The 23,660-nt window shown below is 62.8% G+C and carries 23 protein-coding genes and 4 pseudogenes; 6 read left to right on the forward strand and 21 right to left on the reverse strand.

The features are described 5' to 3' along the window. Positions 1 to 13: 13 nt before the first annotated feature. Genes dmpG through ACIPR8_RS18985 form a run of 15 tightly spaced genes read right to left on the reverse strand, consistent with a single transcriptional unit; the run spans position 14 to position 12,534 of the window. Complete coding sequence (gene dmpG / locus ACIPR8_RS18915) at positions 14 to 1,048, reverse strand: 4-hydroxy-2-oxovalerate aldolase (RefSeq protein ID WP_446542068.1); 1,035 nt, start codon at positions 1,046 to 1,048, stop codon at positions 14 to 16. Between the two features lie 14 nt (positions 1,049 to 1,062). Next, on the reverse strand, positions 1,063 to 1,977 hold the full coding sequence (locus ACIPR8_RS18920) for an acetaldehyde dehydrogenase (acetylating) (protein ID WP_446541999.1): 915 nt from the start codon (positions 1,975 to 1,977) through the stop codon (positions 1,063 to 1,065). A 17-nt stretch (positions 1,978 to 1,994) separates the two neighbouring features. Next, on the reverse strand, positions 1,995 to 2,777 hold the full coding sequence (gene dmpE / locus ACIPR8_RS18925) for a 2-oxopent-4-enoate hydratase (protein ID WP_446542000.1): 783 nt from the start codon (positions 2,775 to 2,777) through the stop codon (positions 1,995 to 1,997). Continuing rightward, complete coding sequence (locus ACIPR8_RS18930; protein WP_446542001.1) at positions 2,774 to 3,646, reverse strand: alpha/beta fold hydrolase; 873 nt, start codon at positions 3,644 to 3,646, stop codon at positions 2,774 to 2,776. The genes dmpE and ACIPR8_RS18930 overlap by 4 nt, the downstream gene beginning before the upstream one ends. Beyond that, positions 3,627 to 5,081: a 2-hydroxymuconic semialdehyde dehydrogenase gene (locus ACIPR8_RS18935; RefSeq protein ID WP_446542002.1), complete on the reverse strand. Its 1,455-nt coding sequence runs from the start codon at positions 5,079 to 5,081 to the stop codon at positions 3,627 to 3,629. The genes ACIPR8_RS18930 and ACIPR8_RS18935 overlap by 20 nt, the downstream gene beginning before the upstream one ends. Further along, positions 5,078 to 5,548, reverse strand: coding sequence for a GlcG/HbpS family heme-binding protein (locus ACIPR8_RS18940; protein ID WP_446542003.1), 471 nt, complete (start codon positions 5,546 to 5,548; stop codon positions 5,078 to 5,080). The genes ACIPR8_RS18935 and ACIPR8_RS18940 overlap by 4 nt, the downstream gene beginning before the upstream one ends. A gap of 11 nt (positions 5,549 to 5,559) precedes the next feature. Then, positions 5,560 to 6,471 carry a SphA family protein gene (locus tag ACIPR8_RS18945; RefSeq protein ID WP_446542004.1) on the reverse strand — a complete coding sequence of 304 codons (912 nt, stop codon included), beginning with the start codon at positions 6,469 to 6,471 and terminating at the stop codon, positions 5,560 to 5,562. 25 nt (positions 6,472 to 6,496) lie between these two features. Then, positions 6,497 to 7,441, reverse strand: coding sequence for a catechol 2,3-dioxygenase (locus ACIPR8_RS18950; protein WP_446542005.1), 945 nt, complete (start codon positions 7,439 to 7,441; stop codon positions 6,497 to 6,499). Between the two features lie 11 nt (positions 7,442 to 7,452). Further along, positions 7,453 to 7,809: a 2Fe-2S iron-sulfur cluster-binding protein gene (locus tag ACIPR8_RS18955; RefSeq protein ID WP_446542006.1), complete on the reverse strand. Its 357-nt coding sequence runs from the start codon at positions 7,807 to 7,809 to the stop codon at positions 7,453 to 7,455. A gap of 7 nt (positions 7,810 to 7,816) precedes the next feature. Continuing rightward, entirely contained in the window at positions 7,817 to 8,935 is a 1,119-nt protein-coding gene (locus tag ACIPR8_RS18960; protein ID WP_446542007.1) for a 2Fe-2S iron-sulfur cluster-binding protein, read from the reverse strand. 35 nt (positions 8,936 to 8,970) lie between these two features. Beyond that, entirely contained in the window at positions 8,971 to 9,327 is a 357-nt protein-coding gene (locus ACIPR8_RS18965) for a phenol hydroxylase subunit P4 (RefSeq protein WP_446542008.1), read from the reverse strand. Further along, positions 9,324 to 10,925: an aromatic/alkene/methane monooxygenase hydroxylase/oxygenase subunit alpha gene (locus ACIPR8_RS18970; protein ID WP_446542009.1), complete on the reverse strand. Its 1,602-nt coding sequence runs from the start codon at positions 10,923 to 10,925 to the stop codon at positions 9,324 to 9,326. The genes ACIPR8_RS18965 and ACIPR8_RS18970 overlap by 4 nt, the downstream gene beginning before the upstream one ends. Positions 10,926 to 10,970: 45 nt before the next feature. After that, complete coding sequence (locus ACIPR8_RS18975; protein ID WP_446542010.1) at positions 10,971 to 11,267, reverse strand: MmoB/DmpM family protein; 297 nt, start codon at positions 11,265 to 11,267, stop codon at positions 10,971 to 10,973. A gap of 13 nt (positions 11,268 to 11,280) precedes the next feature. Next, the gene (locus ACIPR8_RS18980; protein WP_446542011.1) at positions 11,281 to 12,282 is read right to left on the reverse strand and encodes a phenol hydroxylase; all 1,002 of its coding nucleotides are present in this window, start codon (positions 12,280 to 12,282) and stop codon (positions 11,281 to 11,283) included. Between the two features lie 36 nt (positions 12,283 to 12,318). Next, a complete protein-coding gene (locus tag ACIPR8_RS18985) occupies positions 12,319 to 12,534 on the reverse strand; it encodes a phenol hydroxylase subunit (protein ID WP_446542012.1) in 216 nt (71 codons plus the stop codon). A gap of 320 nt (positions 12,535 to 12,854) precedes the next feature. Here ACIPR8_RS18985 and ACIPR8_RS18990 point away from each other — a divergent pair, with 320 nt between their 5' ends. From ACIPR8_RS18990 to ACIPR8_RS19000, 3 genes and pseudogenes are all read left to right on the forward strand, one after another. After that, complete coding sequence (locus ACIPR8_RS18990) at positions 12,855 to 14,543, forward strand: sigma 54-interacting transcriptional regulator (RefSeq protein WP_446542013.1); 1,689 nt, start codon at positions 12,855 to 12,857, stop codon at positions 14,541 to 14,543. A 12-nt stretch (positions 14,544 to 14,555) separates the two neighbouring features. Then, a complete protein-coding gene (locus ACIPR8_RS18995; RefSeq protein WP_446542014.1) occupies positions 14,556 to 15,308 on the forward strand; it encodes a GntR family transcriptional regulator in 753 nt (250 codons plus the stop codon). A gap of 299 nt (positions 15,309 to 15,607) precedes the next feature. After that, positions 15,608 to 15,865 (forward strand): annotated as a pseudogene (locus ACIPR8_RS19000) (transposase); the annotation flags it as partial. A 404-nt stretch (positions 15,866 to 16,269) separates the two neighbouring features. On the opposite strand, the gene ACIPR8_RS19005 reads toward ACIPR8_RS19000, so the two are convergent. The 3 genes from ACIPR8_RS19005 to ACIPR8_RS19015 form a co-directional block, all read right to left on the reverse strand. After that, positions 16,270 to 17,187: an IS110 family transposase gene (locus ACIPR8_RS19005; RefSeq protein ID WP_446542015.1), complete on the reverse strand. Its 918-nt coding sequence runs from the start codon at positions 17,185 to 17,187 to the stop codon at positions 16,270 to 16,272. Positions 17,188 to 17,654: 467 nt separating this feature from the next. Then, complete coding sequence (locus ACIPR8_RS19010) at positions 17,655 to 19,226, reverse strand: pre-peptidase C-terminal domain-containing protein (protein ID WP_446542016.1); 1,572 nt, start codon at positions 19,224 to 19,226, stop codon at positions 17,655 to 17,657. A gap of 82 nt (positions 19,227 to 19,308) precedes the next feature. Continuing rightward, on the reverse strand, positions 19,309 to 19,794 hold the full coding sequence (locus tag ACIPR8_RS19015; protein ID WP_446542017.1) for a hypothetical protein: 486 nt from the start codon (positions 19,792 to 19,794) through the stop codon (positions 19,309 to 19,311). 453 nt (positions 19,795 to 20,247) lie between these two features. Between ACIPR8_RS19015 and ACIPR8_RS19020 the strand changes: the two are divergent. Beyond that, a pseudogene (locus ACIPR8_RS19020) lies at positions 20,248 to 21,063 on the forward strand (IS3 family transposase); the annotation flags it as partial. Between the two features lie 36 nt (positions 21,064 to 21,099). Here the strand turns inward: ACIPR8_RS19020 and ACIPR8_RS19025 are convergent. Together ACIPR8_RS19025 and ACIPR8_RS19030 are read right to left on the reverse strand one after the other, a co-directional pair. Further along, positions 21,100 to 21,222: pseudogene (locus ACIPR8_RS19025) on the reverse strand (hypothetical protein); the annotation flags it as partial. Next, a pseudogene (locus ACIPR8_RS19030) lies at positions 21,168 to 21,761 on the reverse strand (Ca2+-dependent phosphoinositide-specific phospholipase C). The pseudogenes ACIPR8_RS19025 and ACIPR8_RS19030, both read right to left, overlap by 55 nt. Before the next feature lie 74 nt (positions 21,762 to 21,835). Here ACIPR8_RS19030 and ACIPR8_RS19035 point away from each other — a divergent pair. Beyond that, positions 21,836 to 21,979: a hypothetical protein gene (locus tag ACIPR8_RS19035; RefSeq protein ID WP_446542018.1), complete on the forward strand. Its 144-nt coding sequence runs from the start codon at positions 21,836 to 21,838 to the stop codon at positions 21,977 to 21,979. Continuing rightward, positions 21,964 to 22,146: an integrase core domain-containing protein gene (locus tag ACIPR8_RS19040; protein WP_446542019.1), complete on the forward strand. Its 183-nt coding sequence runs from the start codon at positions 21,964 to 21,966 to the stop codon at positions 22,144 to 22,146. Before ACIPR8_RS19035 ends, ACIPR8_RS19040 begins: the two co-directional genes overlap by 16 nt. 634 nt (positions 22,147 to 22,780) lie before the next feature. Here the strand turns inward: ACIPR8_RS19040 and ACIPR8_RS19045 are convergent. Next, the gene (locus ACIPR8_RS19045; protein ID WP_446542020.1) at positions 22,781 to 23,578 is read right to left on the reverse strand and encodes a hypothetical protein; all 798 of its coding nucleotides are present in this window, start codon (positions 23,576 to 23,578) and stop codon (positions 22,781 to 22,783) included. Between the last annotated feature and the right edge of the window lie 82 nt (positions 23,579 to 23,660).

Below are 23,660 nucleotides of genomic sequence, written 5' to 3' on the forward strand. Positions count from 1 at the left end.
GTTTTGCCTCCGACTAGACTGCAAGCGTGTTGCGTTCGCGCGCCATGGTGAGCGCCGTATCTTCGATCATGTCTTCCTGGCCACCCACCATGCCGCGCCGGCCCAGCTCGACGAGCAGGTCGCGGGCGGGCACGCCATATTTCTTCTCCGCGCGCTTGGCGAATAACAAGAAACTGCCGTACACGCCCGCGTAGCCGAGGGTGAGCGCGTCGCGGTCGATACGGATGGGGAAGTCCATCAGTGGCACGACGAGGTCCTCGGCCACGTCCTGGATCTTCCAGACATCCACGCCAGTCTGTATGCCCATGCGCTCGCAGACGGCCACGAGTACTTCCATGGGCGTGTTACCCGCACCCGCGCCCAGGCCAGCGGCCGCCGCGTCGATGCGGTTGGCTCCGGCCTGGACGGCGGCGATGGAATTGGCCACGCCCATAGCTAGGTTGTGATGGCCATGAAAGCCCAGCTCGGTCTCGGGCTTGAGCGCATCGCGCACGGCGGCAATGCGCGCGCTGACTTGGTCGGGCAGCAGGTAGCCGGCCGAGTCGGTGACGTAGATGCAGTTGGCGCCGTAGCCTTCCATGAGCCTGGCCTGCTGCACGAGTCCTTCGGGACTGTTCATATGCGCCATCATCAGAAAGCCCACGGTGTCCAGGCCGAGCTTGCGGGCCATGGTGATGTGTTGCTCGCTGACGTCGGCCTCGGTGCAGTGCGTGGCCACGCGGATGGTGGCTACGCCCAGTTCGTGCGCCATCTTCAGGTGATCCACGGTGCCGATACCGGGTAGCAGCAGGGCCGAGACGCGGGCCTGCTTCATGAGCGGGATGACGGCGCTCAGATATTCCTCGTCGCTGTGCGCCGGAAAGCCATAGTTGACCGAGGCGCCGCCCAGGCCGTCGCCATGGGTGACCTCGATGAGTGGTACGCCGGCCGCATCCAGGCCCTGGGCCACGCTTTTCATCTCATCGAGCGTCATCAGGTGGCGCTTGGGGTGCATGCCGTCGCGCAGCGTCATATCGTGCACGGTGATGGTCTTGCCTTGGAGAGTCATGGTGCGGTGCTCCTTCATGCGGGGACGGGTTCGAGGACGAGTTCGCCCTTGAGGATTTCTTCGGCAAACATTTCGGCGGTGCGCGCAGCGGCGGCGGTCATGATGTCGAGGTTGCCGGCGTACTTGGGCAGGTAGTCGCCCAGGCCCTCGACTTCGAGGAAGATAGAGACGCGGTTGCCGTCGAACACCGGGCCGTTGACCAATCGGTAGCCGGGCACGTATTGCTGCACTTCGCGCAGCATGTCGTGCACCGAGGCAGTAATGGCGGCTTGGTCCGGTTCGCCCTCGGTCAGGCAGTGCACGGTGTCGCGCATGATCAGCGGCGGCTCGGCGGGGTTGATGACGATGATGGCTTTGCCCTCTTTCGCGCCGCCCACTTTCTCGACGGCCCCGGCAGTGGTACGCGTGAACTCGTCGATGTTCTTGCGCGTGCCTGGGCCCACGGATTTGGAGGAGACTGTTGCGACGATCTCGCCATAGGCGACGGGCTGCACGCGGCTGACGGCCGCGACCATGGGGATGGTGGCCTGGCCGCCGCAGGTGACCATGTTGACGTTCATTTCGCCGCGACCCAGGTGCTCCTGCAGGTTGACCGGTGGCACGCAGAACGGGCCGATGGCCGCGGGCGTAAGATCGATCATCAGCGCGCCCTGGGCGTTGACCTTGCGTGAGTTCTCGGCATGCACATAGGCGCTGGTGGCGTCGAAGACTATCTGCACGCAGTCTGCCTGCATGTGCGGCACCAGGCCGTCCACGCCCTCGGCGGTGGTCTTGATGCCCATGTCGCGGGCACGCTTAAGTCCCTCGGATTCGGGATCGATGCCCACCATCCACACGGGCTCCAGCACCGCGCTGCGCTGTAGCTTGGCGAGCAGGTCGGTGCCGATGTTGCCGGGCCCGATCAGGGCGCATTTTATTTTCTGGCTCATTGCCTTGTCTCCTGGAGTCAGATGAAACGCACGCCACAGCCGCCGATGCCGCCGATGGTCACGCGCAGGTTGTCGCCGGCCTTCACGGGCACCATGGCCGCTAGCGAGCCCGAGAGCACGACCTCGCCAGCCTCCAGCGCAATGCCGAGTGCGCCCAGCGTGTTGGCCAGCCAGGCGACAGCGTTGGCGGGGTGGCCGAGCGCCGCGGCGCCCGCGCCGGTAGCGACGATCTCGCCGTTTTTCTCCAGCACCATGCCGCAGGTAGCCAAGTCGACGTCGCGCGGATCGACGAGGCGGTCGCCGAGCACGAAGACGCCGCAACTTGCGTTGTCGGCCACGGTGTCCTGGATGCGGATCTTCCAGTCGCGGATGCGCGAGTCGACGATCTCGAAGCAGGCCATCACGCCTTCGGTAGCGGCCAGCACCTCGGCAGCGGTGACGCCGGGCCCCTTGAGGGTGCGTTTGAGCACGAAGGCGATTTCGCCCTCGGCCTTGGGCTGAATCAGCGAGTCGGCCGCGATGGCCTCGCCTTCGTTGAAGATCATACCGTCGGTGAGCCAGCCGAAGTCGGGCTGGAAGACGCCCAGCATGTCCATCACAGCCTGGGAGGTCACGCCGATCTTCTTGCCCACCACGCGCTCGCCCGCAGTCAAGCGCCGCGCGAGCATGCGCTGCTGGATCGCATAGGCGTGTTCGATGGTGATGTCGGGATGGCGCGCGGTCAGCGGCTCGACGACCTGGCGATCGCGCAGGGCCACATACAGCTCGTCGCCCAGTGTTTCCTGTAGTTCGGTGTTCATAAGGGTGGGCTCGTCAGAGGAAGGGGTTCGTCGGGAGAGGCTTCGGCGAGGAAGTCGATAACCAGGCGCGCGAAGCGCGCCGCATGCTCAATCTGCGTCCAGTGCCCACACCGGCCATAGACGTGCAGTTGCGAGCGGGCGATCCAGGTGGACAGGGTGATTGCGTTGGCCAGCGGGATCACGCGGTCCTCGCGACCGTGGACGATCAGCGTCTCGTGCGGGATGCGGCGGATATCTTCCTCGGGGCTGGCGAGCGCATCGACCCAGCGCTGGCGTGGCGCCGGGAACATGGCCGCGAAGGATTCCTGCACGCCTGGGCGGATGCTGGCCTGATAGCGCAGACGTGCCAACTCGTCGTTTACCAGGCCGCGATCGAAGGCGAAGATGTCGAGCAGCCCGCGCATGGCCTCGAATGATGGCTCGTAGCCCCAGACGGCGTCGAGTCCTGCCGTGAGCTCGAACGGCACGCCCACGCTGCCCATGAGTACCAAGCGGCGCACACGTTCAGGGTGGCGTATGGCCAGCGCGAGCGCCAGGCCGCCACCGAAGGAGTTGCCGACGAGGTCAGCGCGCTCGATGTCCAGCGCGTCGAGCAAGCCCACCGCCTGGGCTACCCAGGCATCGCCGTAGGCAAAAGCTTCGGGCCGCTCGCTGTAGCCAAAGCCCGCCATGTCGGGGGCAAGCACGCGCCGCTGCTGCGCCAGCGCAGGCATGACCGGCCGCCAGTTGGCCCAGGCCGAGACACCAGGGCCCGAGCCGTGGATCAGCAGCACCGCCGGGCCGCTACCCAGGTCGTGGTAGTTGGTGAGGATGCCCGAGGCGGTGATGGCGTGCGCAACTTCCGGGTTGTCAGAGCTTGATGCAGACATTCTTTAGCTCCGTGTAGAACTCCAGCGAGTGCACGCCGCCCTCGCGGCCGATGCCCGACTGCTTGGCGCCGCCAAAGGGTGTACGCAGGTCGCGCAGGAACCAGCTGTTGACCCAGCAGATGCCCACCTGCATGCGCTGGGCCACGCGGTGCGCGCGCGCCAGGTCTTTCGTCCAGACGGCGCAAGCCAGGCCATAGGCGTTGTCGTTGGCCAGGGCCAGCACCTCGTCCTCGCTGTCGAAGGGAGCTATATGGCAGCAGGGGCCGAAGATCTCCTCCTTGATGACGCGCGCCGTCTCGGGCAGGCCGGTCCAGATGGTGGGCTGCACCCAGGCACCACCCGCGTATGGCGCGCCGAGGTCAGGCAGGCCGCCTCCGGTGACAACGGTGGCGCCTTCCTGCACGGCAAGCTCGTAGTACGAGAGCACCTTGTTCTGGTGCTCCCGGCTGATGAGCGGGCCCAGCTTGGTATCGGCATCCTCGGGCAGGCCGATCTTCCAGTCCTCCACCTGGCGAGCGAGTTCAGTCACGAAGCGCTCGAAGATCGGGCGTTCGACATAGACGCGCTCGGTGCCCAGGCAGACCTGGCCGCTGTTGACGAAGGCCGAGCGCAGCGTGCCCTCGATGGCCGCCTCGAAGTCGCAGTCGGCGAAGACGATAGCCGCGTTCTTGCCGCCCATCTCCAGGCTGACGGGACGTGCGCCCTGGGCCGCAGCCTTCATGATGGCCTCGCCCGTGCGCGTCTCGCCGGTGAAGGTGATGGCATCCACGCCCGGGTGCGTGGTGACGAATTCGCCCGCCGAATCGGGACCGAAACCGTGCACCACGTTGTAGACGCCTGGCGGGATGCCGGCCTCGTTCATGACTTCGCCGAGCAGTGCGGCGGTCTGCGGTGACTCCTCCGAGGGCTTGACAACGACCGTGTTGCCGCAGGCCAGGGCCGGGCCGACCTTCCAGGTCATGAGCAGCAGCGGCAGATTCCAGGGGCAGATCACGCCGACCACGCCCACGGGGCCGCGGTGGCCGTAGTTGATGGCGCCGCGCTCATCGGGCGTGGCCATCTCGAAGCACTCGGTGGGCACGTTCTTGGCCACGTCGGCGAAGACCTTGAAGTTGGCTGCCCCGCGCGGGATGTCGATGTGGCTGGCGACGCCGCGCGGCTTGCCGGTGTCGGCGCATTCGGCGGTCAGGAACTGCTCGAAGCGGCGGTTGATGCCGTCGGCCACGGCGTACAGCCGCTCCACGCGCTCGTCCACGGACATGCGGCCCCAGGGGCCGAGCAGCGCGGCGCGTGCGGCCGCTACCGCGGCATCGACTTGGCTGCGATCGGCCTCGTGCACGCGCACCAGCGGCTGGCCGGTCAGCGGGGAGCACTTGTCGAAGGTGCGGGCCGAGGCCACGTATTCCCCGTGGATGAAGTTCAGGATGTCTTTCATGGTCGTTCGTCCGCAGTGATGGATTCGAGCCCGAGCGCTTGTAGTCCCGCTCGGGCGATGGTTTCGTCCTGGGCCTCGCTGCCCCCGGATACGCCGATGGCGCCAATGCGCGCGCCGCCGTCCTCGATTGGCAGCCCGCCGCCAAAGGCCACGAAACGCGGACGCCGTACCAAACCTTGGCGCACGGCCTCGGAGTGCGAGGCCAGGGCCTCAGTCCAGTCGCCCGTAGCCAAGCCGAAGCTGGCCGCCGTGTAAGCCTTGTCGATGGCGATGTCGATGGAGTGCAGCGGTGCGCCGGCCATGCGCGCGAACCCCACGAGCAGGCCGGCCGCATCGACCACGGCGACGTTGACGCGTACGCCCAGCGCCTCGGCGCAACGTACGGCCGCCTCGACGGCGCACAGCGCGGCCGGCGCGTCGATGACAGGCTGGGCCACGGCCAGTGCGAGAGGCGCGGTTGAGTGCATGCGCGGCTCCATCAGAAGGCCTTGACCAGCGTGAAGCGCAGCAGCGAGCCCTTGGGCTGCGCTGCCGTGCCCGCCTTGGCGTCCAGCTCCTTGTAGAAGGCCCCCTTGAGGACCAGGCCCGCGCCCGGCACCGGGTAGGCCAACTCGGCGCCCAGTGCATGGCGCGAGGCGCGGTGCGTGCTGGCGCCACCGCCACGGTCGTCACTGACCTGCCACTGGCTGTAGCCGACTAAACCGGCTTGCCAGGCGCCGAAGGACTTGCCCAACCCCCATTCGAGCGTGACCTGGTTGCCGGGACGCATGCCGGCGTCGCTACTGCCGTTGCGCTCGAAGCGCGCGAGCGCCGAACCCGAGACAGACTTGGCCGCGTCGAAGTACCAGGTCAGGCCACCCGAGAGCATGGTGCTCTTGAAGCCCTTGCCCGGCGAGGCCGGCTGCCCGCTGCTGCCCGAATCCAGCCAAACGCCGGCTGCGGCCACCGCGTCCCACCGCGAGCCGTGCCAGCCCAGCACCAGCGGGCCCAGGTAGACATCGCCCATGCCCGAGCGCGTATCCGAGATGCCGGCCGCGTTGAGGGTGAGGGAGGTGCGCATCACCGGCACGATGGTCTCCATGCCGTAGTCGGCGCCCAACAGCTTGTACTGCGAGACCCAGACGACGCGGTTGGCCAGCGCCGTGACGGTGCCGCGGTTGTGGCCCGGTAGGTTGTCGCTGGTGCCAGGGGCACGGAAGTCGTCGATGTGATAGTTGACGAGGTAGCCAAGGTAGTAGGTGCCGGGCGGCGGCACGCTGGCCGCCTGCATGCCTTCAACGCCGGGCACGTAGTGGCCATCAGCGCGCGCGTCAGGCGCGCACAGTACGGACAGCACGCCCAACAGGGTCGTTAGCGCCGGCTGCGCGGCGGATGCGGTGAGCTTTCTCATGGTGCGCTCCCTGGGACGATACGGCTCAGGTGTAAACGTCGGTGAAGGACGAGACCAACTCGCCCGTGTGGTAGAAGATGCCGCTGCCCAGGCGATCTTCGCTCCAGGTGGTCACGGGCCGGTCGGGCTGAGCCAGGTAGCCCAGACCGGCGAAAGTCTCGTTGCGGTTGCCGCTGGGATCGAAAAAGTAGATGGTCTCACCGCGGGTAATGCCGTGGCGCGTGGGCGCCACGTCGATGCGCACCTTGTTCTTGGCCATTACGTCGGCGGCCTTGAGCACGTCGTGCCAGGAGTCGAGGAAGAAGGCGATGTGGTGCAAGCCCGAGCTGGGGCCACCGACGAAGGCGATGTCGTGCGGCGTGGTGGAACGCGCCATCCAAGTGGCCGCCTGCATCTTGCCCTCGGGACCGACCAAGATCTGCTCGGTCAGGAAGAAATCTAGGCATTCGGCCATGAAGCGGGTGTTCTGTTCCACCGTGTTGATGCCGGCCTCGGGGTTCATCTCGCACATCAGCAGGCAGTGATCGATCCAGTGCGCGCCTGCGCCCTTGAGGCCATCGGGCCAGGGGTCGGGATTGATGCTGCCGACATCTGTGCCCACGCATTCCTTCATGGCATACAACCGCAAGTCGTGGCCACTGGGTAGGTTGAACTGCAGCATGCGACCCACCGCAGGCAGCGTACCCTCGGGCAGCATGGTGGTCTTCACGCCCCAGGCCTCGATGCGTGCCTGCAGGCCATCGAGGTCCTCGTCGCGCTGAACCTTGTAGGCCACGTGATTCAGGCCTGCGCGATCGCTTTGCGTGAGGATGACCGAATATTTGTCCCACTCGTCCCAGCATTTGAGGTAGACGTTGCCCTGCGCATCGCGCAGCGTAACTTTCATGCCAAGCACGTTCTCGTAGTGCCTGAGTGCGGCCTCCATGTCCATCACGCGCAGACTGGCGTGGCCAATTCGCATTACACCCATGTCTGTCTCCTTCACTTGTTTGTCAGTGTGTCGTGGGTTGCGGGAGTGCATGCGGTCACTCCCAGGAAAAACGGTTTGCGCAGGCGTTGCGTGACCTGCAGGCACACCGCCTCCAGCGGGGCCACGCGACAGGCCAGCGTGTAACCTTGAGCCTGCTCCTGCGCGCTGACGTGGGCGCAGCTGATGGGGCCGAGCGTGCGCACCGCGCCTTCGAGCACGCGCACCTTGCACACGCCGCAGCCGCCGTTGACGCAGCCTGCGGGAATGCCCTTGCGCCCCAGTCGCAACATGCCAGACAGCAGGCTTTCGCTGGTACTGCAGGCGTAGCTATCGCCAGTCTGCGCGATGCGTACTTGCACGCGGTCCATGGCGGCCTCACACGCGCTTGAATAGCGGACTGCGCACACCCTGCGCATCGGTGGCCGAGAAGAACTTCTCGGTGTAAATGTCACGCTCGAACAAGCGCCCCTGCATCAGTGTGGCGATGCAGGCCTCGACCATGAGCGGCGGCCCGCACAAATAGGCCTTGTGACCCGCGAAGTTACCGCCAAAGTGCGCGAGGGCAGCCTCGTGCACGAAGCCACGCGCGCCGTCCCAGCTGTCCGGTCCCTGCCCATTAGCATCGCCGCTATTGCTATTACCGCTACCGTCACTATCGCCCGAGATCGCAGGGATGTAGGTGAAGTGCGGATGCTGCTGCGCCAGCGCGCGGAACTCTTCGTCATAGTAGAGCTCGGCGCGGCTGCGCTGGCCATAGACCAGGGTGATCGGCTGATCACAACCGCTGGCCAGCAATTCGTGGATCATGGCGCGCGGGCTCGACAACCCTGAACCCCCAGCCATGAAGATCATGGGTTGGTGCGCGGAGTGCCGCACAAAGAAGCGTCCGTAGGGCCCGGATAATTGCAATGTGTCGCCCTCGCTCAGCGACTCGTGCAGCCAGGTCGTACCGGCACCGCCGGGTACCAGACGCACGTTGACTTCGATCTCCCAGGCCGAACCGTCGGCGTCGGGGGCGTTGGCGATCGAGAAGGCCCGCGACTGCCCCGCCTCCGGCCTCAGCCCCGGTATCTGCACCTGCACGTACTGGCCAGCCTGGTAGGAGATGGGCTGGTCCAGCCGCAGGTAGAAGGCCTTGATGGTGGGCGTAAGCGGCACAATGCGCGCGACCGTGGCGACGAAGTCGCGCACGGGGATAATCCGCGCATCCGGCTCGTCCTCAATGTCAGCCTCGATGGTGGCATCGGACTGCAGCGTGGCACAGCAGGCCAGCGTCTTGCCTTCCTCTCGCTCCATGTCCATCAGCGCGAAGGGGTTGGCGGCGCCGTGGTCAACCTCGCCGTCGCAGACCTGCACCTTGCAGGTGCCGCACAGACCGTGGCCGCAGGCATGCGGGATATAGATCCCCTGGCGCAGCGCAGCGTCGAGCAGGGTCTGGCCGCTCTCCACCGTAATGGTGGTGCCTAGCGGTTCCAGCGTCAGGTAGTAACTCATCATTCGGGCTCCACGGCCTGCACGTTTTTGGATAGCTAACTACAAGATCCCTCAATGCCTGTCAGGCCCGGTGTGCGAAAACGGATCACGTCCTTGTGGCCCAGGCCGTTGGCGGCCAGACTCAGCGCCGGGTCGGGCGTCCAGGACTGGCCTGACTTGAGCCACTGCACCACCTTCCAGTCGATGCGACCGAAGTCCGGATGGGCCCCGTAGACGGTGGGCAGCACCTTGCGAACCACCGCTTCGAAGGGCGTGTCGGCGGCCAGCGGCAGGCACACCGGCGAGCAGAACATCAGGTGTTCGTCCCAACCGATGTACAAAAGCGGCGCAGGAAAGTTCTCGCGCCGGTCGGCGGCCTCGAACGCGTAGGGATACAGGGCAGTCACGCTCATGCGGCACCTCCTTCGCTGTCCGTAGCCGAGACCTGCGGAGGACGATGCGGCCCGGATGACGCATCGCCGCGCCAGGCCGCGAAGTTGCGCTGGTCCTCGGAGCCCTCAAAATCGAAGTTGTCGCGTCCCGCGTTCAGGCCATACCAGTCGAGCACGGCGGCCAGTGGATCAAACCCTGGGCTGCCGGAGTCGGTGCCGGGCTTGAAGCAGTGACCCTGGTAGATCTGATGCACAGGCAGCCAGGACTGTATGTACTTCTCGGGTTCGTGGTCGAAAATACTTTTGCAACCGTCGCTGCAAAAGTGGTAGGTGTCGCCCTTGTAGTCAGACTCGCGGTAGCAAATGCGCGTGGGGTCACCGGGCTCGGTGAAGCCCATGGGGATCTGGCAGGTCGTGCATAGCATGGGCAGCGTCTTGTTGTAAAAGCGCCGGCCGGCCTGCTGCTCGCGGCGGTAGTGCTCCAGGCGCGGGCGGTAAAGGCGGTCGAAGCTGTCGGGGTACTGCGCGGCCAACCAGTCCATCTCCTGCGGCTCGGGCACCCAAGTGTGGAAGGTCGCGGCGGCGCTGTAGTTGTAGAAGATGTTCCAGGCTTGGTGGCTGATGTGGTGCTTGCCCTCGCAGGCTTCCTTCCAGCCCAGGGGCTCGCGGATGCCGTAGCGCGCAAGGTCACGAAACAGCGCACCGCCGTTCTCCTCGGCGTACATCTCCCAGGCCTGTCTCCAGCTCATCACGCGCTTGGGCAGCATGTAGTCCTGCATCATCGCCACCAGAGTCAACAGGCGGTAGCCACGCCAGAACCACTTGTCGATCCAGCGCTGCACGATGGGTACATTGCCGGGATCCTGCTCCAGCATGAACTTGATGCATTCGATGCCCAAGGTCATGTGGCGCGACTCATCGCTCTGCGCCGAGAAGCCGAAGGTTACCGTGGACAGGTCGCCGTTGTGCGCCGCGCCCGACATGAAGGGGACGAACAGCAGATTGGTAAGCACGTATTCAAACGAAAAGCTTACGGCCGTGAGGAACTCAAAGGGCCCGGCGGTCATCGCGTCCTCAAAGAAGGACTTGGGCACAGACAGATACCAGACCCGGTCATACCATTGCGTGGCATTGTGCATGCCATTGAAGTACTTGTTGTAGTGGCTCAGCGCATGGGTCTCGGTCTGGTAATGGCGCAGTTCGTCGATGGACTGCATCTGCGCGGCCACGCGCGCGCCAGCCCCCGTGAAGTGCCGACCTACGTGGGCGAAGCCGCGGTGCGCGCCGTACTCCAGCGGTGTTACACCTTGGATGAAGAGCTTGAGCGCATTGACATAGCGCGCATCAGTCACACCCAACTGGCCGTTGTTCTGGGCGAAGGCCTCGATGACGGCGTAGAGCTTTTTCTCTTTTTCGCCCTGGTACTTCCAATAGGCCTCCATGGTCAGGCGAAACGGATCCTCCCACTTGTCCCAATCGTGAATCTTGATGCCCTCATAGCGGTCGTAGGGAAAGACCTTTTCCATGGGCTGGTAGGTCGTGTTCCAAGCCAAGCCGCGCGTCATGGCGGTGTAGCGCTCCTTGAGGCCCAGCTTCTTCATGATCGCGGGTGTGTCCATGATGTCTCCTTGTCTTGTCGTAATGCTTGGAGGCCTGAGCGCTGCTTAATGGCCCCAACTCAGTGAGAATTCGTCGTCGTCCTCGCTGACGTGACCCGACAGCGTCACCAGGTTGATCTGGAGCTGCTGCAGGTCGAAGGGCTGGCCCGTCAGGGCCTCGATGGTGGCGCGGCGGATGACCAGACGCTCCGGGCAGTCGATCTTCACAAGGCCCGGCGTGTGGGCGGCGATGGCTTCAGGGTTATCAGCCAGCACGGCCTCGATCACAGGACGCGATTCCTCATTGTCCTGAAAGGCGATAAAGACCTTGGATGCAGGCGTTGCCGTGGCATGTGTCGTCATGGTGTTCTCCCCGCTAGAGGTCCAGGCCGGCCTTGCGGGCACGGTCGTCCAAGGCCTGGCGCACTTCAGCGAGGGTCGTCGCGCCACTGTCGCCCAAGGCCAGGGCCGCCACGGGCACAAGCGCCGTCTGCGCTTGATCCACATGGGCCAGGTACCAGCGCGACAGCTGTGCACGGTTGTGGGCCGACTCGGCCGCGGCAACCTTGATCACCGCATCGATCCAGCGCGCCGATTCGGCATGCCACGCGGGCATGAAGGCCGTGAGCATGGACACCGCAGTGCCGCCGTGCAGCACCAGGTGATCGTCCACGAAGTGGCCATAAACCAGCGGGTACAGCAGGCCGTCCAGCGCCAGGTTCTGGGCGACGAACAGTTCGATGGGATCCTGCAGCACCAGCGAGTTCTCGACCAAGCGACGCAGCGATTGCCAGACATCGGCCCGCAGCCAGTCGTTCTTGCCGGCCTCAAGTACGCCGGGCGCATCCATGACGTCCATCGCCAGCCCCAAGCGCGTCAGGTACTGCGCCACGCCCAACTGGTCCATGGCATGGAACATGGCGGGCGCCGTGAACGCCGTGCCATAGCCGCGCGAGCATATGCAGCAGTTATTCATGTTCCCGCACCAGGCCACGTGGCGCAGTGGCATCAGCACGGCGCAGGCATGGGCACGCAGCGCCTCAGGCATCTTGTCGGCCAAACCGCGCGACTCGACAAACTGGTAGTTGGCCTCCAATGCGTCCTGTTGGCGTGCGCGAGCCATGGTCCAAGTGGCGTAATAGAACTGGCGCGGATCACGTAGCGCATACCAGTCCGTCATGCGAATGACTGTCCTGCCCGTGTCAAACAACTCCAAACCTTGCTCCCAGGTCGGACGATACTGGAAGTGCTCCGTGGGCTGCGTGCCCAGGGTGGCCTCCAGATAGCGCGATGCGGGCTTGTCGCCTGCGAGCGCGGCGACGCGGTCGAAGGTGTGACGCAGTGGCTGTATCACGCGTGTCTGTAGCTCGATGCTCATGGGTTTTGCTCCCGATGGGGGTATCAAGGGTTCCGGTCAGCGCGCCGGCAGCAAGGTGGCGCCTTGCCTGCGTACGAAGTCTTGGAAGTCCGGCTCGGTCATGGCCAGTTCCACGACCAGTTCGGGCCAGCCCACGGAGAACTCGAACTCCACGAACCCGTTGTCGCGACGCTGCTTCACGCGCACCGAGCGGCGCGAGAGATCGCAGGTGGGCAATTCGAAGGACGTCGCAGAATGGCTCGTTCTATCCATGGCGGACTCCTGGCGGGGCTATGTGTTCCAACTCGCAAGTCCCGTGCCAGCTTTGGTGGGAATATCGATAAATAGGGGTTAGCCCCAGTGATCCGTAGGCTAGGACCCGTCTCCGCCTAGCCTCGGCATTGCCTCGAAACCACGCCGCCAAGGGCTAATTCATGCCTTGCACAGCGATCCCTGATGGCCATTTTGCGGCGCAGCATGATCAAATGGTGAACCCGCGCGACGCTAGATGCGCAATTGATCAATGTCCGTGCCGGTATCCATGCGGGTTAATTGGACTGGACGCGAGATGATTTTTTATCGATAATATTGACATGTCCTCGTCCGCGCCCCCCTTGCCCTCCGATGCGGATCTGCGCAGTCTCGTGCGCTTTTCCACCGAAGACGGCCTGATCTGGTTGTCGGGCCAGCGTATGTTGCTGCTGCACATGGCATCGCTGAACGCGCTGCGTCGCGAGATCATGGATACCGTAGGTCCGGCCCACGCGCGCCGCATGCTGATGCGCGCAGGCTATGCCTCGGGCGAACGTGATGCGCTGCTGGCGCGCCAGATTCGGCCCGATGCCAGCCTGTTCGACATGTTCGCTGTGGGCCCCCAGCTGCACCGGCTCGAAGGCGCCGTGCGCGCCACGCCCGAGATCTTCGAGATTGACGAGGTGGCTGGCCGCTTTCGCTGTGTGGTGCGCTGGGAGCACAGCTGGGAGGCAGAGATGCATGTCAGTGAGTGGGGCCCACAGGAGGAGCCTGTGTGCTGGATGCTGCTGGGCTATGCCTCCGGCTACACCAGCGCCTTTTTTCGACGCCCGGCGCTGTTCAAGGAGGTACAGTGCGCTGCCTGTGGCCACTCCCATTGCCTGATCGAGGGCCGGTTCCATCACGAATGGCCCGATGGCGAGCAGCTCGCGCGCGATTACGCCCCCGACTCGATGCTGGTACGCCTGGACGAGTTGCATTCACAGGTTGAGGCACTGCGCACGGGGCTTCAGGCCAGCGACAACCAAGGGCCACTGCTGGGCCACTCGCGCGCCTTCCTCGACGCCGTGGAGCTGCTGCGCAAAGCCGCGCCTACTCAGGTCACGGTGCTGCTGACGGGCGAGACCGGTGTGGGTAAGGAGCGCTTTGCGTGTGCCCTGCATGCCATGAGTCCGCGCGCCGACAGACCCTTCGTGGCGGTCAACTGTGCAGCATTGCCGGCCGAGCTGATCGAGAGCGAGCTGTTCGGCGCCGAGAAAGGCGCCTATACGGGAGCAGGCGCCACGCGCATCGGTCGCTTCGAGCGCGCCGACGGTGGCACACTGATGCTCGATGAACTCGGAGAGCTGTCACTGCCGGCGCAAGCGAAGCTGCTGCGTGTGTTGCAAAGTGGCGAGGTCGAGCGTCTGGGAGGTCTCCAGGCGCGCAGGGTCGACGTGCGCGTGGTCGCCGCCACCAACGTCGACCTTGAGCAGGCCGTCGAGGAAGGGCGCTTCCGTCGCGACCTGTTCTATCGCCTGAATGTCTACCCGATCCGCGTGCCCGCGCTGCGCGAGCGTGCCGATGACATCGCGCTGCTGGCCATGCACCTGTTGCAAAAGTACACAGCCTTGCATGGCAAGTCTGTCGCAGGCCTCAGTGATCGCGCGCTGGCCGCGCTGCGCAGCCATCGCTGGCCCGGCAATGTGCGCGAACTGGAGAATCTCGTGGAGCGTGGCCTGATTCTGACGCCAGCCGGCGAGCAGATCGACGTGGGCGCCTTGTTCCCGCAGTGGAGCGATGCCGGACAGGTCTCCATCAATGCGCAGGGCTACCTCGCGCAAGGCAGCTCCGCGAAGAATCGCGAGGGTGACAGTCGCGCAGCGAGCCTCTATGACGTCATGCAGAGTCAGGGGCTGTCCTTGGAGGCACTGGAGCACAGTTTGCTGCAGGAGGCGGTGCGACGCGCTGGTGGCAACCTCGCGGCCGCAGCACGCGCACTGGGGATGACGCGGCCCCAACTCAGCTACCGACTGTCTCACATATCATGAAGGAATCAACCCTTGGTCAAGAAGTCTTTCGTACAGCACCTGCTGATGGCTGATGCGCAAGCCTCGGGAGGGGACACCTCGCGCACCCTGATCGAGCGAACCTATGCTGACCTTCGCACGGACATCATTGAGGGTCGGCTGGATCCGGGCAGCAAGCTGCGCATCGAGCACCTGCGCCAAGCCTACGGCGTGGGGGCGGGCACGTTGCGCGAGGCGCTAACGCGTCTGGTCAGCGACGCACTGGTCACGGCCGAGGGACAGCGGGGTTTTCGTGTCGCGCCCATTGCCATTGACGATCTGGTGGACCTCACGCGGCTGCGCGTGCACATAGAAACCCATGCGCTACGCGAGTCCATACGTCACGGTGACGAGGCGTGGCGCACGCAGCTGCGTGCCAGCTACGAAGCGTTGTCTTCGTTCGAGCAGCCGTTGTCGTGCAACCAGCGACGCTCCTGGGAAGTGCTGAACCTGCGCTTCCACGAAACCCTGCTGGCTGGTCAGCCCTCGCCCTGGACGCAAAAGGTGCTGCGCCTGCTGGCGCGCCATGGCGAGCGCTACCGCCGCTACGCCATGGAACTGCCTGGGATGACGCGCGACGTACATGCCGAGCACACGGAGATCTTCGAACTGGCCATGGACGGCCAAGAGGCGCGCGCTGCCCTTGCACTAGAAGCGCATATCTGGGCCACACCACTCCAATTACTCAAAGCAATGCGAGACGGACGCATGCACTGGGTAGGCACTGCAGCTGATCTAGAACAATGAAGGCCTAGAGTGCTCTCCGTATTGGAGGGCTGGAACCCTCATGTAAATAGTTGGTCCTGAACAATATGGTTTTCAAGCGAGCGATCTTGACCGCAGAGCTGTGGCGCGAACGCAGTAAGGTCTGCGTGGACGTTCAGGCCATTGAGCGCATCCGAGCGGACTTGTGCGCTGTTGCACAGGATATCCGTGCGCTTGATGTCCGCAATGAAAAGCACTTGACCCACCCCCGAAAAACCGGGCCAGCGTAAAGTAGAGACTTCGCCCTGCATGGGCCCCCGTGGATCACGAGGAATCAGGCGATGAAGAAGTCCCGTTTTACCGAGGAGCAGATTGCCTACGCGCTCAAGCAGGTCGAGCTGGGGATGGCGGTCGGTGAGGTGTGCCGCAAGCTGGGCATTGCGGAGGCGACGTTCTACGTGTGGCGCAAGAAGTACGGCGGGTTGGGTCCGTCCGAACTCAAGCGGCTGCAGTTGCTGGAGGAGGAAAACCGCAAGCTCAAGCAGCTGGTGGCCGACCTGAGCCTGGACAAGGCGATGCTGCAGGAGGTGGTCACAAAAAATGTATGGTCCGCCCCCGGTCTGCAAGGACCGCAGTTGGATGACCCAATCCGTTTGCACAAATGTATCCGGCCTCTTGCAAGTCGGCAGCTTTTGGCCACCAGGCCATGATGAGATTCGCACGTGCCGTTTCCATCAAACTTGACCGGGCTGCTGGCCCGCTTTTTTGGTCGGATTTACGGCGCGTCGATCGACGGTGGTGTCATCTCCCTACGGGCATCGCAAACGCAGTTGAGCAGTGAATTGTGGTCTGAGGTACGAGGGACTTAGGCAGCGAATCTGGGGTCCTGTCGTTGATAGGTGGCACCGGGCCTAGTCAGGATGACCCACGCCATGCGGGCGATCTTGTTGGCTAGCGCCACTGTGAGTTTGTTGGCATGAACTCGTTCCGCAAGCGCGTTGAGTCATGTGCCCCAGCGATGTCGGGTGCGGTCCGTATGGATGACGCACGAACGAGCGCCATGGATCAGAAGTCGTCGGACGTAGCTATTTCCGCACTTGCTGATGCCTAGCAGCGTGGATTTTCCGCCTGTCGAATATTGTGCTGGGACCAGTCCGAGCCAGGCTGACAGGTCGCGCCCGCGCTTGAACTGCTTTCCATCTCCGACGGCAGCAACCAACGCTGTGGCGGCGAGTGGGCCGATGCCTGGAATCGTCATCAGCCGCCGTGTGGTGTCATCCAGATCGGCAATGGCTTCAATCTCCTGACTGAACTGTTCAATATGCGCTTCCAGCTCTGTCAGGTAGACGCGCAACGAGGCAAGCAGCTTTCTAAAAGCAGGCGTCAGGTCGTTCTCAGCATCTCCCAGTGCTTCAGCCATATCCAACTTGAAAGCACCCACGCCCTTGCGACATGCGATTCCGTATTCAAGTAGCAAACCTCGCATCTGACTGATCATGGCCGTGCGCTGATACACCAATCCATCTCGAGCCCGATGTAATGCCTGCAGGTCAGTTTGGTCAGCCCGCTTCGGGGCGACAAAACGCATAGTGGGCCGCGTTGCGGCCTCGGCGATGGCTTCGGCATCGACGGTGTCGTTCTTATTGGATTTGACATAAGGCTTTACGAACTGAGCTGGCACGATCTTGGCGTTGTGCCCATATCCAGCCAGTTTGCGAGCCAGCCATTGCGATCCTGGGCAGGCTTCCATGGCGATGATCGAAACCGGAACATTGGAAAAAAACTGCAGCAGTGCATTGCGCCGAAATTTGGTGCGCAGTAACACATGGCCGCTCCTGTCCAAACCCGCAACATGAAACAGGCTCTTGCCGATGTCGATGCCGTACACGCTTACTGACTGGGCTTGAGATGTATGGCGCATGGTCGATCCTCCGATGGGTGACGTGGCAAGTATCTCGCCGAAGAGGAGGGGGCGGGCCATCTCATTAGCTCTGAGGCCTGCCCAGAAGCGTGCCTGGGTGGGGCGGCTGCAGGAGCGATTTGGCTACGAAACTCCAATCAACTGGACGCTCAGCGCCAAACACACTGGACAGTGACGCCAAATGAATTGGACACTGCCGCCCAATGATCTGGACACCAGCTCCAGCTTGGACACCTCCGTCAGGCTGGACAGACACGCCGCATAGTGGCGGACCGCCGTCCGCAACAACCTCTCGCAAGAAAAACGGCATCGACAATCCGCGGGAATTCGTCGGTGGTGACTCCCAGTATCTAGCATACTGAGGCAACATCTCGGTGCCCCTCTTGTCCCCGGCCGTCGGCAGCAAGCGCGCGTTTGGCACAACAGGCGACCGAGCCCTTCGACTCGGCCGCCTCCTGCACGAATGGCTATTGCCCCAGATGCAGACTGATCGTCGCGTCCGCAAACGCCCCCGCGCCGACCACCGTCACGTAGTAGGTGTCTGCAGGCGGTGCCGGAATCTGGACCGTCTCGCTATTCCCCGGTCGAGTAGAGGATGCGTCATGGAGTGATTCGGTCGCGACCGCTCCCTTGCGCAAATAGAGCGAGAGATTGCCCGTGCCGCCATAGGCGATCACACGCAACAGCGGCGTCCCCGCCGGCACCTCGATGCGGAGGGTCTTCTTGGACCCGGCGTCCCCGCTGAGCCACGACACCGGCTCATCCGGCTTGAGTTCGTCCACCGGATTTTCCGACTCCACAAGGATCTTCTCGAACTGCTCGGCGTACTCTTGCGCTGTGGCGTTCGGGCTGTAGAAATAGATCCCTCCGGTCTCCTCCGCCAATCGCTTCAGTTCCACGCGCGAAGAAATCTGCGAAGGCGTTGCTCCGGCGCCGGAATTGCTGCTGGCCGCGGCACCCGCCGTCGTCGCGCAGTCGCCCGAAAGCATTACGTTGACCCTGACACCATTCTGGGTGGCCCTAGCAATCACGCCATTGATGTCGGACCCATCATGCGGCGAGGCATCGGTCGCCAGGATGATCGTGCGCATTGAGCTTTCGTCCGATTCGATGCCGTCTAAGGCCAAGTTGACCGCTCCGATCGAGTTCTCCGGACATGCTCCGCCACCGCTGGGAGTTAGCCCCTGCACGGCCGCCAGCGCCTGCGCCGCATCGCTGGTCGGGGGCAGAACCTGCTGGAAATCGTCTTTGAAAGTGATCAACTGATAGGCTTTCGGGCGCCCTTCGTCGCCCTGTTGTTCCTGCGTGGCAATGAAGGACTGCAGCCCGCCCTTCACACCCGCAAGTTGCGCCTCCATCGAGCCGGTGTCGTCAATGACCATCGAATAGCGGATCGGCGGCCAGTTCCGGAATTTGTTGACCGTTTGGACCTCACCACCACATTCCGCGATATGGGTCGTTTCCATCACGGTGCGGTTGCTGAGGTTCTTGGCGCCCCCAGCCGCCATCAGCACCGCGAAGTTGACCGTCGTCGAACCTCCCGCGTCCTGTGTCCCCCATTTCAAGACACTGGGATTGGAGGGGTCGCGCGAATGGCTGTTGGCCATATAGCCGCCCACGTTCGTTGCCGCCCCTCCAAGGATGCAATACACCGAGGTCCGCGCGTACCCGACGATGTCCGTTCCGTTGTCGGTGATGCCGCCGGTGTTGTTGGCGATGCCAAGGAAGGCTTGCGGCGAGACCTCGTGGTTCGCCGCCGAGGATTTCGGAATCGGCCTAGCGGATACTTTGCCCGTGTCGATGTTGTAGCTGTAGACGAAACGTGAATCCAGTTCGCTCAGCGACCGGTAACCAAAGTGCTGAAGGATGACGCCCAGCTCCGGCCTTTCCGCCACCATCTTCCGTGAGTAGGCGTACGAGGCATCCGCCTGGGCGGCCTCGGTGATCGCCGTTGCCGCGCTATGCGATCGTGCGGCCTCTGCGTCAGACCACCACGCCATCAATGCAACGCTGAGCAGGGCATACGGATAGTGCTTCATCGTTCTTCCTCCTTGAACTTCCGTTAAGCAGTCGTCCCCTCACGACTGCGGTCTGCCATGATTGGCAAGACACCGTGGCGGCTCACGGCCGCGAGGAATCCTTCTCCTGTGGACTCCCAAAAAGCTGCACACTGACGTAGCCCGTCGAGTGCTGGATTTCGAATCCGCCGTCCGGGTCGATCGGCCAGTGCGGCCGCTCGTCGTAGGTCAGCAACGACACCAGCTCGCTGAACGCGCGGCGCAGGTTGGCCATCCGAGCCCAATAGATCGAACCCGCCTCACCCTCCTCGTTGCGCCGCGTTTGCACCGTCTCGAACTGCGCCGCATCGCACGGCAACGCAGCGAATCGGGCAAGCTCCAATTGGCAAGACAGCAACTCGCCCAGTACGCGTCGACGCAGCGCCTCCATCGGAACGAGCGCGATCTCCTCCGTAGGAGCCGCCGTCCCGGCAAGCAGGCTTCCCACGACGGCGAACACAGTCTCCACCGAAATGCTCTCCCCACCCCGAATGGCACCGGCCATCGCGTGCAGCGCATCCGCCAGCGCCAGATCGTGCGGTGTGTTCATGGGCGGCTTCCCTTTGAGTCGGCTATCACCCTTCGGGCTTCCCCCCAAGGAATAGGAGCGTTCTAGCACGGCTTTCACCGACTGACGCCCATTCAGGATTCCAGTTTCCGGATGAAAATCCTAAATTTGTGGACGCCGACCCAAAAAGAGCTGGTGCACCAGCTGCGCGATTCGGCAGGACAGCGCACCGGCGACAGGCTGCGCGATAAGTGGAGCGCTATCGTGATGCAGGTGGTAAGCGACGGCCCCGTCCGCCAGAAACACCCGGCATGCTCGAACCTCTTTGGGCCACATACGTCATCCCCAAGACAGTCAACCTCAGAGGTTAGTGTCCAACTCGTCCCCACCAACGTCCAGTCTGACGGAGGGTGTCCAGTCTGGCGCTACTGTCCAGTTTGTTTGGTCGCGGTGTCCAGTTCATTTGGCGGCCGTGTCCAAGTGCTTGGCTGTATGCAATTTGGCAGCAGTGAGCGGCGTGCGCCGCGGATCGTGTCGATGTCGCGCTCGGCATTTTCCTACACGTCCAAGGTGCGTGACAGTAATGCTATCCGCCGGCGGATGCATGAGATTACTCAGGCACGGATTCACTACGGTTGTGAGCGCGTGCTGGTGATGCTGCGCCGGGAGGGCTGGCGGGATAACCAGAAGCGTGTGCATCGCATCTACAAGGAAGAAGGCCTGTCTTTGCGGCATTGCCGGCCGCGCCGCAGCCGTCGCCGGCAACCGATCAAGGTGGCCACGGCCCCCAATGCCCTGTGGGGCATGGACTTTGTCAGTGACGCGCTGTTCGATGGACGTCGCTTCCGGTTGCTACCGGTGCTGGATCACTTCACGCACGAGTGCCTGGAGATCGTTGTGGATCATTCGTTGCGTGCAGACGATGTGGCCGAAGCGGTGGCACGGCTGGTCGCTCAACGGGGCAGGCCGGACGCGATCAAGGTGGACAACGGCAGTGAATTTGCCGGCAAGGTGATGGACCGCTGGGCTTATGAGAACGGCGTGGAGCTGGATTTTTCCCGGCGTGGTACGCCGACGGACAATGCGATGGTGGAAAGCTTCAATGGCCGACTGCGGCAGGAATGTCTGAACGAGCATTGGTTCTTGTCGCTGGCCGATGCAAGGAGCAAAATCGAAGCGTGGCGGCGATTCTATAACGAGGAGCGCCCCCACAGTGCACTGGCGTGGAAAACCCCTGCGGAATTCGCCCGAGAATACGGGTCCCAAGCGAATTCCCTGGCGCCAAAAGAGGGCGAAATCTCTACCGGCTGATGGCCCGGCAATCGGGGGTGGGTCAAAGGCAACCCGGCCTTCGAGGTTGGGATGGCCCTCCAGATAGGGGGCAAAGGTGGCCAGGTTCATGCCCGGAACGATCATCAGGAACAGGAACTTGCCTTTTGCCTGCGACAAACGGGGCCAATTCCCGGCCAGGGCGCCGCCTCCAGCGTCTGTTGGCTGCCACGGACATCGTCGGGAGTGACCAGCCGTTCCCGACCGAGGATTTCTGTGATGGATTGATCCATTTCGGAAAAGGAGCGCGCATCGAAGGGGGCGACAGGTGTGGAATCCGGCAACGAGGCGGCCAAGTTGGAGAACTAGGGTTCCAGCAGGATAAAAACAGGCGTGTGTCCCGGATTGTCATCGGACCATGCGCGCAGTTGTTGAAAGCATAGGCGGAAAGTGGGGCTACTGCTGCGGAAGTCGACGTCTGCCATATGCAGCACCTTCAGACCTGGCTCGCGCAAGGCATCGGTATACAGAGGCGCCAGATCCTTGCTGCCTTTCTTGCTGAGTAATCGATAGGGCAGCGGGTCGAGAAAACGGCCGCCATCATGATCGACGTTCAAGTCCAACTCCAGGCTGCGCAATCCGGCGCGCAACTGGGTGTCCAGCGAGGGGGAACCGGTATTCCTGCCCAGCTCCCAGATTGGAGGCCAGCGGGTTAGGGTGTTCGTCCTGGCATCTGTCACGGACCGGGAAAGCCAGCACGGCCTCGGCCGCGCTGGAATAGGCCCTGATCAGTCGCTACGGCACGCTGGGCCGCGTGCCCGAGTCGCTTCTGCTGCGCTCGGACAATGGACTGGTCTTCACCAGCCGCGACTACACCCGCCTGGTGCGCAGCTACGGCCTGAAGCAGGAGTTCATCACCCACACTGCCCACAGCAGAACGGGATGGTGGAGCGCGTGATCCGGACATTGAAGGAGCAATGCGTGCATCGGTACCGCTTCGAAAGCCAGACCCATGCCCTGCGGGTGATTGCTGACTGGATCGCCTTCTACAACCAACAGCGCCCGCACCAGACGCTGAAAATGATGACCCCCGACGCGGCCTATGCCGCTACATTAACCGCATGACCTGAGCAGGAATCGGTGGGTCATTACACGGCGCTGTAGGTGGCCTGAAATCTGATGCTGCAGGTGGTGACCTTTGATGGGCAGCTGCTCCAGCGGTCGTTGCGTCATCGAATCCGTGGATTTGTTATAGGGCCTATCGTAACACGCCCCCCGCCGCCTCTTCCCCCTCCACGTCCGAAACCGGGCGAACCGCCAGGTGATCCGCCGCCTATTCGCGCCCCTCCGCCTCCACCGCCTCCACCGCCTCTTGCGGGTGGCGTGTTTCTTTGATGTTCGATTTTTTCGCCAAGATATTGGGTTTCGCCTCCTTGGGTAACTCTGTAATGGACGCAGGCTGCTCCATTGCAGATAACTATGACGTCTCCTATGCGCACCCATTCTCTATTAAATCTCCCTCTATTGAATGAGTCGATTTTATCGAGGATGGTCTTTATCGTCAGTGGGTCCGGGCGCGGAAATCCGACGGTGCATCCATTGATGCAATCGTAAGGGCCGATTAGACGGGGTGGCGGCGGTGATGCTGGTTCCGGTCGCGGTGTTGGTTCTCGATCATGTTGTATTGGTAGGCGCGCCAATGCTGATATGGGTGTTATTAATAATAGGATTAAAGCGAAATTCTGAATCGGCTTCGCATTCATGGTGTGCGCCTCGCAAGCAGAGATTGTGCGAGGGCTTTGGCTTCCGAGATCTGCTCGCCTGTCATGTCTTTGGACATAGCTTGCAATGCTCTAGGATTTGCATCTATCGGGGCAATATTGTCGTATGCTGTTTTATAAGCATAGGCGCGAACCATATCTTTTTTTGTAATAATCCCTGATTCGTAGATTCCACTAAGCGAATAAAGAGCATCTGGAATCCTGCGGGCTGCGAGGCCTTGCAGATATTTCATCGTATCAGTATTAAATTTTCTAACTTTTTCGGGATTCTTAAGTTGCTCTTCTGGGGGGCCGACAACTAGATCGATGTAGCTGCCAAATGCCAGCTGGGCGTAGATATCCCCACCCTCGGCGGCTTCTGTTAGCCACCTGGCTGCATCACTTATTGCGCCCTTTGGTAGTTGCTCGCATTGTCTGAGTGTGCTTTCAGCCGAGAGTAGTGCGCGGCTTTCAAAGTCGGCCAAGAGTTTTGCACGCGCTTCGCCTCTATGTGGTTTGTTCTCCTCAGTATCTGGCAACTGTGGATCGATTATGTTTTTTGGATCGACGGATGCTACATCGAATTTTGCGATTGTGTGGCACTGGTTCAGAACGAGGAATAGCAGGCGCTTTGCTTCAAGGTCGCCGGATTGCGCTCTGTTTAATAGTGGCGGGTAAATATCCTGAATCTGGCCGTCAGGGAGGTGCTGTGCGGCCATGAGGTCGAATCCAGCAGCTTCTGTTTTTTTGAATGAGAGGCGATGATCGCTGCTTGCGACATGGGCTGCGGCGGCCACGTAGGCCTTCGGCGGGGGAGCATGCATAGATGGGGGGGCACGTTGAACAGACGCCATGCAAGTGCAAGTGGTGGCTAGAACG

This window comes from Stenotrophomonas sp. LARHCG68 (genome assembly GCF_052871705.1).